Raw genomic sequence first — 13,392 nt, 5'->3', positions numbered from 1 at the left:
CCAGCTATTGTTATGTTTAAACGTCTGCCACTTCTGCAAAACCGTCTGCTGTTTTCTTTTCTTTAATGAAGATCAATCCTATCACCAGGCAGATCAATGCAATACCGATCGGGTAGATCAGCCCCGCCAGGTGGTTATTGTATTTTGTAACCAGCAGGGTAGAGATAGCCGGCAACAATCCACCGAACACGCCATTACCGATATGATACGGCAGGGACATGGAAGTATAACGGATACGGGTAGGGAATAATTCCACGAGGAAGGCCGCTATGGGACCGTATACCATGGTTACAAAGATCACCTGTATGAAAATAAGCAGGATCAGCCATGCCTGGTTGCTTTTGCTCACGGTTACTTCTTTCTTCACATCCACTTTGCCGGCTGCAGAAGTAGTGGTGATCTCTTTCACCACTGTACTATCTGTATACACATGGATCCTGGCAGACCTTTCAGAGAACTTTCCGCCTTCCTGCGGGGTGAGGCTGCTTTCCACGCGGTAGGCGCTGCTCACCTCTTCTTTTTTGCTGAGGTCAGTTGTATTATCCATCGCTTTATAGATGGGATAGTAGGAGAGGGCCGCGATGAGCATACCCGTCATCATCACTTTCTTGCGGCCTATCTTATCAGAGAGGTGGCCGAAGTAAATGAAGAAAGGCGTAGCGAAGAACAAGGCTACTGCAATGATGATATTGGATTGCACAAACTCCACATGCATGGTGTTCTGTAAAAAGGATAAAGCGTAGAACTGCCCGGTATACCAAACAACACCCTGACCCATAGCCGCACCAAAGAGCGCCAGCAATACCAGTTTCAGGTTCTCTTTATTACCAAAGCTTTCCTTGATAGGGTTCTTGGAAGTTTTACCTTCTGCTTTCAGTTGTACGAACTGCGGGGATTCGTGCAGTTTGATACGGATGTAATAGCTCATCAGTACCAGCAGGATGCTTAACCAGAAAGGAATGCGCCATCCCCATTCATTAAAGCTTTCAGCACTCATAGTAGTACGGGTGGCCAGGATCACGCCCAGGGATACAAATAATCCAAGCGTGGCCGTGGTTTGAATGAAGCTGGTATAGTAACCTCTGCGCCCTGCGGGAGAGTGTTCCGCCACGTAAGTAGCCGCGCCGCCATATTCACCACCCAGTGCAAGCCCCTGCGCCAGGCGCAGGATCAATACTAAGATGGGGGCCAGTATGCCTATGGTAGCGTACCCGGGAATAAGGCCGATAGCAAAAGTTGAGCCCCCCATGATCAAAAGGGTTAGGAGAAAAGTATATTTCCTGCCCACCATATCACCCAGCCTGCCAAATACGATGGCGCCGAAAGGGCGTACAATGAAACCTACCGCAAACGTGGCCAGGGTGGCTACATAAGAGAGGGTGGGATTGGTGTCCGGGAAGAATTTTTCAGATAATATCAGGGAAAGACTACCAAAGATGTAGAAGTCGTACCACTCTATTAAGGTGCCTGCAGACGAAGCGAATATCACTTGCCAGATACTCTGCTTTTGATTCGGTAAACTCATAATGTGAAATTGTTATCCCGAAAAGATAGAGAAATACTTTAATAAATAAAATCACTTTGATCACAGTTTGTTTTTCGGATCGTTAAATCCTTTACCTTTATTACCATTCAAGGACGGTAAACCCGCATGCTTCGACTATTCGTTATCATACTTCTTTTCCTGCCTTATTTCGTGGCCGCGCAACAGTCGCCGGGCCACAGGCCGGGCATTGGACTTACTTTAAGCGGCGGCGGAGCGAAGGGCCTGGCGCATATCGGCATCCTGCAGGCCCTGGACAGTGCAGGGTTAAAAGTTAGTTATGTTACCGGCACCAGCATGGGCAGCATCGTAGGCGCCCTGTATGCCATCGGTTATTCCGGCGATACCATTGAGATCATCGCAAAAAAGCTGGACTGGGGTACGCTTTTCTCCAATCAGCCCGTTTTGACCGATATCAGTTATGAGGAAAGGGCGGAATACAACCGTTATATGATAGAGATCCCCTTTGAGTATGGTAAACCCAAGCTCAATTCCGGCGTGATCTCCGGGGAGCGCTTATGGCTGCAGCTGGCAAAGCTCAGCTGGCCCGCGCGGGACATCAAAGACTTCTCCAAATTCAATATTCCTTTTAAATGTATCGCCACCGATGTGGCCACCGGGGAGATAGTGACCCTCGATAAAGGTGAGCTGGTTACGTGTATGCGTGCCAGTATGGCCATCCCTTCCGTGTTCACCGCTGTAAAGATCGGCAACCGCAAGCTGGTGGATGGCGGGGTAGTACGTAATTTTCCTTCCGTTACCGCCAAAGAGATGGGCGCCGATTTTATTATCGGCTCCAATGTGAGCAATGGCCTCCGGCCTGCAGACGAACTGCTCACGCCATTTGACGTGCTGTACCAGTTAGGTTTTTATAAGGATGCAGACGATTTTGTAAAGGCCCGTAAGCTGGCCAATATCTATATACATCACGATCTGAAGAATTATTCCGCTGCCAGTTTCAGCAGTGTGGATTCCATCATTGAAGAAGGAAAGCGGAAAGGAAGGGAGATGTATCCCATCTTCAAACACATGGCAGATTCGCTGGATGCTATCTATGGCAAAGAAGAACGGGTGGCGAACCGCCTGCCGAATGTGCCGGATGTGGAGATCTCCGGGATCAGGATCAGGGGGCTGGTGCATTCAGATGAAAGCTTCTTCCGTGGCCGCCTGGGCCTGGAAGCTGGCGGTTGTTACACGCCGGAGATGATTGAAGAAGCGGTACTGAACGTATATGGTACCCGTTTCTACAAACAGATCACCTATCATCTTACCCCGATGGGTTATGGCAGCAGTCAGCTTGAAATAGATGTGGAAGAGAACCCGCTCAGTTATGTAAAGTTCGCGCTGCATTATAATACCTTCACCAATGCCAGTGCTATCATCAACCTCACCCAGCGTAATTTCATCGTACCCAACTCCCGGGCCTACGTAACCGTGGCTATCAGTGAGAATCCACGGATCAGGGCAGAGTTCTTTAAATACATGGGGCGCAAGCGGAACTTTGGTTTTGGCGTAGGTGCTTATTACGAGAACAATCCTTACAATTTCTACGATAATTTTAAGAAGATCCAGGAGTATCGGAATAAATATGCTTCGGTAGACGCCAAACTGCAATACATGCTGAACCGGGTGATGGCAGTAGGCGTCAGTTCCCGCTGGGAATACATCCGTATTAAACCCAAACTTTCTCCTTATGTAGAGCTGGATGGCAATACCAAACAGTTCAATACCTTTTTATATTACGGCTTAAGCACGGTAGACCGCAAACAATTCCCCACCAAAGGAGCGGAGATACAGTTTGAAGCCGGCATGATCCATAATCAGAATCCGGACCTCCGGGTAACACTGGAAGGCGTTTCGCAGGACATAGACAGCCTGGGGTATAATTTCTCCGACTACCAGCGCGTATTGCTGAAAATGAATTACTATTTCCCTTTCTCGCGCAGGTCTACCCTGATCGTTAATGGTTATGCAGGATTTAATTTCAACTATAACCAGATCCTCACCAACGACTTCCTGATTGGCGGCCTCACAGATTTCACCCGTAACCAGATACCTTTTATGGGATTGTATCATGGAGAGGTGAATACTTCCAGCGTGGCATCTGCTTCGCTGGGTTTTCAATATGAAGCATTGAGGAATATCTTCATCACACCCAAAGCGTCTTTCGGTGCATATGATTTTAACGGGGTATCTGAAACGAAATATAATTATGTAACCGGGTATGGCGTTACATTCGGCTACAGTACAAGGCTGGGGCCTTTGGAGGCATCCGTGATGTACAGTGATCAGGCGCAGTATTTAAAAGCGTATGTGAACCTGGGATTCCATTTTTAGTGCATGTGGGGCTGTACCGCATTTAACCTAGGTTGCTATTCCTAATGCATCCTGTCGCCGCGCACTTTAAGTGTAGCGATCATACCTGCTTCAAATTCCAGCCATTCCGCCCAGCGTTCCTTTACTTTTTCTTCCGGCAGGTATTCATTGGCGAGATCGATAAAGAGGCGGTAGTGCCCTGCTTCGGAGATCATGAACTTACGGTAGAATTCGCGGAGGTAAGCATCATCAAGACCTTCACTTAAGAGGCGGAAGCGTTCACAGCTGCGGGCTTCGATCAATGCGAAGATCAGGAGCCTGTCCAGCAGCACATCTGCAGGAGAGCCACCTTTTACCTGGAAGGAGATCAGTTCATTCACATATTCATCTTTCCGTTGTTTACCGAGTGTGAAGCCGCGTTTTTTCATTTCGGCCAGCACCTGCCTGAAATGCCCCCATTCTTCTGTAACAATGGGTGCCAGTTCTTCCACCAGTTTTGATCTGTCAGGATATCGCTGAATAAGAGAGATGCAGGAGGTGGCTGCTTTTTGTTCGCAGAAAGCATGATCCGTTAATACTTCTTCCAGCGAAATCGCTGCCAGGTCTACCCACCGCGGGTCCGATGGTAATTTTAATCCAAGGATCGAAACTTTACTGCTCATACAATGTTTGATATTGGGACAAGATACTTAGTTTTGACATTATGCGAAAAGAAGACTTTCTGGAAACAGCATTGAACAAACGCAGGGAGCAGCACGCATTCCGCCAGCTGCGCCTGCCGGGGCGCATGATAGATTTCTGTTCAAATGATTACCTGGGTCTTGCGCGGAGTGAACGGGTGCAGGAAGAAGCACATACGATCAGCCGTCAACTGGCACAGGTGCACGGGAGCGGAGGATCAAGATTATTAGCCGGGAATTACGAGTTGGTGGAACAGGCAGAACAGGTATTGGCAAAGTTCCATGAAGCGCCCGCCGGCCTGATCTATAATTCCGGTTACGATGCCAACCTTGGTTTATTTTCCGCCGTACCGCAAAAAGGCGATACCATCATATATGATCAGCTGATCCATGCATCCATCAGGGATGGTGTGCGTTTATCTGCAGCTACTTCCTACTCCTTCATTCATAACAGCGTAGAAGATCTGCAAAAGAAGATCTTAGCCGTTGAAGGCGGCCGTGTATTTGTGGCCGTGGAATCTGTTTATTCCATGGATGGGGATACTGCCCCGCTGGCGGAGATCACCGCCCTCTGCGATAAACTGGGTGCATTGCTGATCGTGGACGAAGCGCATGCTACCGGCGTAATAGGCCCGAGAGGAGAAGGGTTGATGCAGGCCCTGGGCCTGGGCTGTTTTGCCCGGGTGCATACATTTGGGAAAGCCGTGGGCTGCCATGGAGCGATAGTACTGGGATCTGAGGTGTTGCGGGATTTCCTGATCAATTTCTCCCGTTCGTTCATTTATACCACTGCGCTGCCACCGCATGCCATCGCTGTAATATTGGCCGCGTATGATATATTTCCGGACATGCACCTGGAGCGTTCCCATCTTTCTTCCCTGATCGCACAGTTTCGGAAAGGAGTTCCGGGAGCAGGCAGCGAAACGCCCATCCAGGTGGTAATGGCCCCCGGAAATGAGCAGGCCCGGCAATTGGCGCACAATTTGCAACAGGAGGGCCTGGATGTTCGGGCAATCTTACATCCCACTGTACCTAAAGGGCAGGAGCGTTTGAGGGTGGTACTGCACAGTTTCAACACCGCTGCGGACGTGGACCGCCTGATAACAGCCATTAATATTTAAAATGAATAGCAAACATATTTGCTAAAAGGTGTATATTAACATGGAATTCATTACCTAAAGCCTGTTTCTATGGAAGTAAATCCCGTTCTTAAAAAAGTATTGGAAGGACTCGACTTTGTAAACTGGTACCAGACCTTATCCGGAAATTACCAGACAGCGCCCGCATTTACTGATTTCAGTACCAGCGAAGCGCAGGACATGCTGATCGAGTTCGGGTTCGCAAGAACCACCTACAATCCAAAAACCACTACGTACATCCTGGAGAACAGTGAAGTGAACCGCATCGCCAAAGGGCTGAGTGCGGGGCTTGAAGTGTCCCTGGAAGGCGGCGTAGTAGATGTGGTAATGATGTTTTCAACCGACCCCACCCATCACACCGGGGCTACCTTTTCCAAACTCGCAGATGCGAAGAAACCTCAGTTTTCCAATTACAAGGAATTATATTCCTTATTAAAGAAGATCTTTGAGATGTATTCGGACATCCGGATAAAAATGATTGAGGTATGCGTGCTGAAAGAAGCGCCGCTGGCCCTCGCTAAGTAACAGATCTATTCCAGTATGAGATTTATACCCTTAATTCTTACGATTGCGCTTGTTTGGGCGTTGAATCACAGGTGGGGCAGTGTACCTGCATTTGGCATGCTCCTGAGTCCGCAGCACGGTTTCTGGCAACAGGCAGAGCGTGCATCTATCAAGAAAGAGGTGGGCCTTTCATTTAAAGAGCTTTCCGGCCCGGTGGAAGTATGGCTGGATGAACGCATGGTGCCGCATGTATTTGCCGAAAATGAGAATGATGTTTATTTCGTACAGGGATACCTGCATGCGAAAGACCGTCTCTGGCAGATGGAGCTGCAAACCTACGCGGCGGCGGGGCGGCTGTGCGAAGTGCTGGGCCCTCGTATGCTCACCTACGACCGGCGCCAGCGGAGACTGGGCATGGTATCTTCTGCGGAGAAAACCGTGGCTGCTATTGCCAAAGACCCGGCTTCCAAGGCACAGGGAGATGCTTATACCGCAGGTGTAAATGCTTATATACACCGCCTCAGAGATCGCGATCTTCCTTTGGAGTACAAGCTGCTCGGTTATAGACCGGAGCCATGGACTAATCTTAAAACGGCCTTGCTGCTCAAGTATATGAGCTATGACCTGGCCTATAACAATACGGACCTGGAGGCTACGAATGCACGGCGGTTGTTTACTGCTTCCGAATTTGACCAGATGTATCCGGATTTCTCTGATACACTGGATCCGATCATTCCAAAGGGAACAGTGTTCCCCGCGCCTTCATTTGTGCCTGTAGCGCCTTCTGACAGTGTGTTGCATGCTACGGATGCATTTTTCCGTTTTAAAGAAGATAAACCTGATCCTGATAATGGCAGTAATAACTGGGCAGTGTCCGGCAGTAAAACTAAATCCGGCGCCGTTATTCTCTGTAACGACCCGCATCTTGGGCTGAGCCTTCCCTCTTTATGGTATGAGATGCAGCTGCATACGCCTTCTTTCAATGCGTATGGTGCTTCATTACCTGGTGCGCCAGGGATCATCATTGGTTTCAACGATCATATGGGTTGGGCAGTGACCAATGGGAGCGAGGATGTACTGGATTATTACCGCATGGATTTCCGCAATGGGCGCACGGAATATCTCTTCAATGGTGCCTACCGGAAAGCTGACCTGCATGTGGAAGAAATAAAGATCAAAGGAGAAGCGCCTTTTATGGATACCGTGGCTTATACGGTTTGGGGCCCTGTGATGTATGATAATACTTTCATGGATTCCACGGGTAAACAGGGCTTCCTGGCGGTGCGCTGGAAAGCGCATGATGAATCTAATGAACTGCGGACCTTTTCGCTCTTAAACCATGCTAAGAATTACGAAGATTACCTGGAGGCGTTGAAGCATTATACCTGTCCTGCGCAGAACTTCATCTATGCAGGGAAAGATGGGAATATTGCTATCTGGCATAATGGCCAGTATCCTGCACGCTGGAAAGACCAGGGGAAATTTGTAATGCCGGGATCTGATAGTACTTACGCCTGGCAGGGATATATTCCGCAGGCGGAGAACCCGCATATCTTCAACCCTGCACAGGGATTTGTAAGCTCTGCGAACCAGCGGCCTACGGATAGCACATACCCTTACCGTTTGGTGGGGGAATACGATCTCTTCCGTGGTAAACGCGCGAATGAAAGACTGCGTGAGATGTCTTCCATTACGCCGGAGGATATGATGAAGCTGCAGAACGATAACATGAACCTCTTTGCTGTAACGGCTATTCCTCTTTTGGCGCGTTTCCTTGATCCTGTAGCGCTTTCCGCTCCGCAGAAAGAACAGTTTAAGACCATTGCTGCCTGGGATGGCCAGGCGAACCCGGATTCTAAAGCTGCTACGATCTTCAATCTGTGGATTGATGAATTGCAGAAGGATATTTGGGATGATGAACTTGGTATCGACAGTATTACTTTGGAAATACCATTACAACGGACTACGGTGTTATGGCTGCTGAAAGATTCATCCATGCGCTTTGTAGATAATGTTCGTACGCCTGCTGTTCGTGAAACACTTTCTGATATTGTTCTTCAATCGTTTAAAGCTGCTGCGGATTCCGCTGCTGCTTTGGATGCTGCTGGCAACCTTGCCATTGGTAAATGGAGAGGCACTGATATTCGCCACCTCACGCGTAGTTTGCCTGCTTTAAGCCGTATGAGCCTGAATACTGGCGGAGGTACACATATCCTCAATGCTACCAAGAAAACACATGGGCCTTCCTGGAGAATGGTGGTTGAATTGGGGCCAACTACGAAGGCTTATGGCATTTATCCCGGTGGTCAGAGCGGTAATCCGGGCAGTGCTTTTTATGATAACATGGTGGATGATTGGGTAGCCGGTAAATATTATTCGCTGCATATATATGACAAGGCGAAAGAACCGGAGGGATTGAGGGGAAAGATTTTTTTTGTAGCTAATAAGTAGTGTGGGAGCGGGGTTTGGAGGAGTGAGGAATTTTAGTTGTCGATTTATTTGGGAAAAATAATTTAATACATATCTTTGCACTCCCAATTGAAAATGACGGGAATGATTCTGTAGCTCAGTTGGTAGAGCAATACACTTTTAATGTATGGGTCCTGGGTTCGAGTCCCAGCGGAATCACTGGATGGGACAGGTCTAAAAAGAAAGACTTGTCCCATTTTTTTTGCCCACTAAGTGATTAGTATTCTGATAGAAGCGTGTTACGGCAGAATTTAATCTTTGAGTTCGATGTCGTGTCACGTCAAATTCCAGAAATTCAGGGAGCATCAAACTTATAATAGTTCTCTTTTCTTCAATAGCTCCCTTCTCATAGCGTCGATCAATGTTTGCTATCTTTTTCATGCCGGACTTAAGAAGGTCTTTTATTTCCACATTTACGGAACAAGGGCGTTTCTAATACGGGTGTTGTGTTGCTCAATCTGCGCTAACAGATCAGCCTTTTCCTTATTCTGCATTTTTGTCTGCTCATTAAAATCATTTATAAATGCCTCTATAAATACATCAGCCATGCCGGTTGGATAACGATGGGCTAAGTATATATTCTTGTATAACTTGCGTATATTAGAGTGTTAGAAGTAAGCCTGTCTGGCGACATTGCACTACGGATAGACAGGAACTAAAATGACCGGTAAACTCTATTTGGAAAATGAAAAACAAAAAAGACAATACCACAATCCGACAACGAGCTAGCCTACACTCGTTGCCGGCCCTATGTTCTTTTTTTACCGCACATTTTTTAAAAACAATTTTAGCCACCGCACAAACAGTATATTTGCAAGCCGCACGGGCCGACCTACAACCCAAACTTTCAAAAGAGCCGTCTCTTGTCAATCCACCAGCGAATTTGACTATTTTCGAATCGCATTTTAGCAATAAATCATGAACAAAAAAGAGTTAAGCGAAAGAGATATTGAAAATATATTCATTACTCCTGCTATAGTTAAAGCTGGCTGGGATCTCCATACCCAGATCAGAACACAAGTCACACTCACTCCTGGCCCCGTGATTGTTCGTGGAGAAATGTCCACAAGAAATAATAAGAAGAAAAAGTTTGCTGACTACGTTTTGTCATGGAAACCCGGAACAAGGGTGGCGGTAGTTGAAGCCAAGGACAACAATTGCACCGTAAGCCATGGAATGCAGCAAGCATTGGGTTATGCAACTATTTTAGGTGTTCCAAGTGCTTTTAGTTCAAATGGTGATGCATTTGCATCTCACAATAAAGTTGCTGCTGATGGTGAAGATATAGAAACCGAATTTTCATTGGAGCAGTTTCCTAATCCTAAAGAGTTGTGGGAACGCTACAAGAAAATGCACAATATCAAAGATGAAGAAGAGCCGCTCGTATTACAACCATATTATTCCGATGGCTCAAACAAAGAACCAAGATACTATCAAGTTGAAGCAATAAACAGAACAATTGAAGCTGTTGCAAAAGGAGATAAACGGATTCTTCTGGTTATGGCGACAGGTACAGGAAAAACATACACAACTTTTCAAATCATTTGGAGACTGTGGAAAGCTAAAGCAGTAAAAAGAGTGCTCTTTCTCGTTGACAGGAACATTCTCGCTGATCAAACATTAGTAAATGATTTTAAGCCTTTTGGTTCTGTCATGACCAAAATAAAAAACAGGAAAATTGACCCCTCATACGAAATTCACTTAGGGTTATATCAAGCGATGACAGGTCCATACGAGGAAGACAAAATCTATAAAAGTGTTTCGCCCGACTTTTTTGACCTGATTGTTATCGATGAGTGTCACAGAGGGAGTGCGGCAGAAGATTCAGCATGGAGAGAAATTTTAGCTTATTTCAATAATGCTATTCAAATTGGCTTAACTGCAACTCCAAAGGAAACAGAATATGTTTCCAATATGACATATTTCGGTCCCCCGGTTTACACTTATAGCCTAAAGCAAGGCATTCAGGATGGATTCCTTGCTCCTTACAAGGTTGTCAAAATTGACATTGACAAAGATGTTGATGGCTGGATACCACCAGATGGCATGACTGATGATTTAGGTGAAGAAATAGAAAAACGCACCTACAACCAGGTTGACATGGACAGAATCCTTGTTTTAAATCAGCGAACCAGGTTGGTAGCAAACCGGGTTATGCAATTGTTAAAAGCTACCGATCCGTTTTCAAAAACAATAATTTTTTGCGAAGATATTGACCATGCGGAAAGAATGCGAAAAGCAATTGTTAATGCCGCAGGGAAATTAGCTATCGACAATCCAAAATACGTAATGCGAATTACTGGCGACAGCATTGAAGGCAAAAATGAGTTGGATAATTTCATTGACCCTGAAAGCAAATTTCCAGTAATAGCAACTACCTCTGATTTGATGACTACAGGGGTAGATGCTAAAACTTGTAAACTGATTGTTCTGGATAAAACTATTAACTCCATGACCACATTCAAGCAAATTATTGGACGTGGCACCCGAATCGATGAGGAAAACAAAAAGTTTTATTTCACTATCATGGATTTTAAAAAAGCAACTGAACATTTCAGTGACCCTGAATTTGATGGTGAGCCGGTAATTATTTTCAATCCTAACCCGGATGACGACCCTGTTCCACCCGATCCTGAACCAGATGATGATGAAGAAGGAGATGATGATGATGATGACCAGACAGGAGGGGAAGGAAGAAGAAAGATTATAGTAAGCGGGGTTCCTGCTAAAATCAAAAGCGAGCGAATTGAATATTTAGGAGAAGATGGCAAACTAATTATCGAATCTTATAAAGACTTCAGTAAGAAAAAGGTGCAGCAGGAGTTTACTTCATTAGATGATTTTCTAAGAAAGTGGAATGATGCAAACAAAAAACAAATCATCATTGATTTACTGGAAGAGCATGGTGTTGTTTTAGAAAATCTTGCTGACATTGTTGGGAGAGATTTCGGTGACTTCGATTTGATATGTCATGTAGCCTTTGGACAAAAACCATTAACCAGAAAAGAAAGGGCCAACAATGTGAAGAAGCGGGACTACTTTACAAAGTATGGCGAACAGGCAAGAGCTGTTCTGCAAGGTTTGCTGGACCTGTATGCAGATAAAGGTGTAATCAGTATCGAAAATCCAAAGGTATTAAAACTTAAGCCGTTTAGTGACATCGGAACACCTCTGGAGATTATCAAAGACATTTTTGGGGGCAAAGACAAATACGAACAAGCAATAAAAGAACTGGAAAACGAATTATTTAAACAAGATAATGTAGCATGAGTAATGTTTCAGGTGTTATAAAGTCCATCCAGGACATAATGCGTAAAGACGTTGGTGTAGATGGAGACGCACAACGCATCAGCCAGTTGGTTTGGCTCTTTTTTTTAAAAATATTGGATGACCGTGAAGAAGAACTGGAAATAACAGAAGACTATTATAAATCTCCTTTGCCTGAAAAACTTCGTTGGCGTAATTGGGCAAAAGATTCAGAAGGTATAACAGGAGATGAGTTATTGAATTTTGTAAACAATGAATTATTTCCAACCTTAAAGAACGAGTTAAAGGTTGATGGAGAAGGCAGCAAAAGAGCATTAGTCATCAAAAATGTTTTTGAAGATGCCTATAACTACATGAAGTCTGGTACTTTGCTTCGCCAGGTAATCAACAAAATATGTGAAATCAACTTCAATGCATCCAGCGATCGCCACACATTCGGAAGTATTTACGAGCAAATTTTAAAAGACCTTCAAAGTGCCGGCAATGCTGGTGAGTTCTATACACCCCGAGCAGTAACGACATTTATAGTTGACAGAATTGCTCCAAAGTTAGAAGAAACGGTCCTTGACCCAGCTTGTGGAACAGGTGGATTCCTAACCAATGTAATTGAATACAAAAGAGAACATTTTGTTAAGTCCACAGCAGACGAAGAAATTTTACAAAAAACCATTTTCGGAGTGGAAAAAAAAGCATTACCACACATGCTTTGCATCACCAATATGATATTGCATGGGATTGATGTGCCAATAAATGTGAAGCATGATAACACACTTGCCCGACCGTTAAGGGATTATTCTAATGCCGACAGAGTAAATATTGTGGTAACCAATCCGCCATTTGGAGGAATGGAGGAAGATGGAATTGAAAACAACTTTCCTTCTGCTTTCCGAACAAGAGAAACGGCTAATCTCTTTATGGCTCTTATCATGCATATTCTGAAAAATGAAGGCAGAGCAGCCGTTGTTTTACCAGATGGTTTTTTATTCGGAGAAGGTATTCAAACACGGTTGAAGGAAAAACTATTGACCGAATGTAATCTTCATACCATTGTTCGTTTACCCAATGGAGTTTTCAATCCTTACACTGGCATAAGAACAAACATTCTCTTTTTTACCAAAGGAAAACCAACAGAACATGTTTGGTATTATGAGCATCCATATCCCAAAGGCGTGGTGAATTACAACAAAACAAAACCAATGCGTTTTGAAGAGTTTGAGGCGGAGATAAAATGGTGGGGAATTGAGAAAGATGGTTTTGCAGCAAGGGTAGAAAATGAACAAGCTTGGAAGATTTCTGTGGAGGATATTAAAAACAGGAAGTACAACCTTGATATTAAGAACCCGCACATAGGAGAACAGATAAGTCACGATCCTGACGAGCTGCTTGCTCAATACAAAGAGGAGCAGAATGAAATATCAAAACTCCGCAATCAGTTAAAAGGAATTTTGGCGGAAGCTTTATCCAAATAGAATTG

9 protein-coding genes and 1 tRNA gene are annotated in these 13,392 nt (G+C 45.2%); 7 read left to right on the top strand and 3 right to left on the bottom strand.

Annotated features, from left to right (window positions below; genetic code table 11):
- Positions 1 to 16: 16 nt before the first annotated feature.
- On the bottom strand, positions 17 to 1,525 hold the full coding sequence (locus BUR42_RS10720; RefSeq protein WP_074239224.1) for an MFS transporter: 1,509 nt from the start codon (positions 1,523 to 1,525) through the stop codon (positions 17 to 19).
- Between the two features lie 126 nt (positions 1,526 to 1,651).
- On the opposite strand from BUR42_RS10720, the gene BUR42_RS10715 reads away from it, so the two are divergent.
- Positions 1,652 to 3,880, top strand: coding sequence for a patatin-like phospholipase family protein (locus BUR42_RS10715; protein ID WP_084185506.1), 2,229 nt, complete (start codon positions 1,652 to 1,654; stop codon positions 3,878 to 3,880).
- A 41-nt stretch (positions 3,881 to 3,921) separates the two neighbouring features.
- On the opposite strand, the gene miaE is transcribed toward BUR42_RS10715, so the two are convergent.
- On the bottom strand, positions 3,922 to 4,521 hold the full coding sequence (gene miaE, locus BUR42_RS10710) for a MiaE family protein (RefSeq protein ID WP_074239222.1): 600 nt from the start codon (positions 4,519 to 4,521) through the stop codon (positions 3,922 to 3,924).
- A 41-nt stretch (positions 4,522 to 4,562) separates the two neighbouring features.
- Here miaE and BUR42_RS10705 point away from each other — a divergent pair, with 41 nt between their 5' ends.
- The 4 genes from BUR42_RS10705 to BUR42_RS10690 all read left to right on the top strand — a co-directional run bounded on the left by BUR42_RS10705 (position 4,563) and on the right by BUR42_RS10690 (position 8,810).
- On the top strand, positions 4,563 to 5,660 hold the full coding sequence (locus tag BUR42_RS10705) for an aminotransferase class I/II-fold pyridoxal phosphate-dependent enzyme (RefSeq protein WP_074239221.1): 1,098 nt from the start codon (positions 4,563 to 4,565) through the stop codon (positions 5,658 to 5,660).
- 69 nt (positions 5,661 to 5,729) lie between these two features.
- Positions 5,730 to 6,203, top strand: a complete 474-nt coding sequence (locus BUR42_RS10700; protein WP_074239220.1) for a hypothetical protein — start codon at positions 5,730 to 5,732, stop codon at positions 6,201 to 6,203.
- Positions 6,204 to 6,218: 15 nt separating this feature from the next.
- Positions 6,219 to 8,633 carry a penicillin acylase family protein gene (locus BUR42_RS10695; protein WP_074239219.1) on the top strand — a complete coding sequence of 805 codons (2,415 nt, stop codon included), beginning with the start codon at positions 6,219 to 6,221 and terminating at the stop codon, positions 8,631 to 8,633.
- A 104-nt stretch (positions 8,634 to 8,737) separates the two neighbouring features.
- A tRNA-Lys gene (locus BUR42_RS10690) sits at positions 8,738 to 8,810 on the top strand.
- A 254-nt stretch (positions 8,811 to 9,064) separates the two neighbouring features.
- Here BUR42_RS10690 and BUR42_RS30075 read toward each other — a convergent pair.
- The gene (locus BUR42_RS30075) at positions 9,065 to 9,199 is read right to left on the bottom strand and encodes a hypothetical protein (protein WP_262488001.1); all 135 of its coding nucleotides are present in this window, start codon (positions 9,197 to 9,199) and stop codon (positions 9,065 to 9,067) included.
- Between the two features lie 370 nt (positions 9,200 to 9,569).
- Here BUR42_RS30075 and hsdR point away from each other — a divergent pair, with 370 nt between their 5' ends.
- Positions 9,570 to 11,921 carry an EcoAI/FtnUII family type I restriction enzme subunit R gene (gene hsdR, locus BUR42_RS10680; protein ID WP_074239217.1) on the top strand — a complete coding sequence of 784 codons (2,352 nt, stop codon included), beginning with the start codon at positions 9,570 to 9,572 and terminating at the stop codon, positions 11,919 to 11,921.
- Complete coding sequence (locus tag BUR42_RS10675) at positions 11,918 to 13,387, top strand: type I restriction-modification system subunit M (RefSeq protein ID WP_074239216.1); 1,470 nt, start codon at positions 11,918 to 11,920, stop codon at positions 13,385 to 13,387. The genes hsdR and BUR42_RS10675 overlap by 4 nt, the downstream gene beginning before the upstream one ends.
- The last annotated feature ends 5 nt before the right edge of the window (positions 13,388 to 13,392 follow it).

Origin of the sequence: Chitinophaga niabensis (genome assembly GCF_900129465.1) — a bacterium.
Lineage (GTDB): Bacteria > Bacteroidota > Bacteroidia > Chitinophagales > Chitinophagaceae > Chitinophaga > Chitinophaga niabensis.
The sequence above is the reverse complement of the archived record's forward strand: the minus strand, read 5'-3'. Positions and strand labels throughout refer to the sequence as shown.

What these genes read in the sequence shown, in the direction of transcription:
- BUR42_RS10695 (WP_074239219.1), top strand. Translation starts at nt 6,219, where the DNA reads ATGAGATTTATACCCTTAATTCTTACGATTGCGCTTGTTTGGGCGTTG.
- BUR42_RS10700 (WP_074239220.1), top strand. Translation starts at nt 5,730, where the DNA reads ATGGAAGTAAATCCCGTTCTTAAAAAAGTATTGGAAGGACTCGACTTT.
- BUR42_RS10720 (WP_074239224.1), bottom strand. Translation starts at nt 1,525, where the DNA reads ATGAGTTTACCGAATCAAAAGCAGAGTATCTGGCAAGTGATATTCGCT.
- BUR42_RS30075 (WP_262488001.1), bottom strand. Translation starts at nt 9,199, where the DNA reads ATGGCTGATGTATTTATAGAGGCATTTATAAATGATTTTAATGAGCAG.
- hsdR (WP_074239217.1), top strand. Translation starts at nt 9,570, where the DNA reads ATGAACAAAAAAGAGTTAAGCGAAAGAGATATTGAAAATATATTCATT.
- miaE (WP_074239222.1), bottom strand. Translation starts at nt 4,521, where the DNA reads ATGAGCAGTAAAGTTTCGATCCTTGGATTAAAATTACCATCGGACCCG.
- BUR42_RS10705 (WP_074239221.1), top strand. Translation starts at nt 4,563, where the DNA reads ATGCGAAAAGAAGACTTTCTGGAAACAGCATTGAACAAACGCAGGGAG.
- BUR42_RS10675 (WP_074239216.1), top strand. Translation starts at nt 11,918, where the DNA reads ATGAGTAATGTTTCAGGTGTTATAAAGTCCATCCAGGACATAATGCGT.
- BUR42_RS10715 (WP_084185506.1), top strand. Translation starts at nt 1,652, where the DNA reads ATGCTTCGACTATTCGTTATCATACTTCTTTTCCTGCCTTATTTCGTG.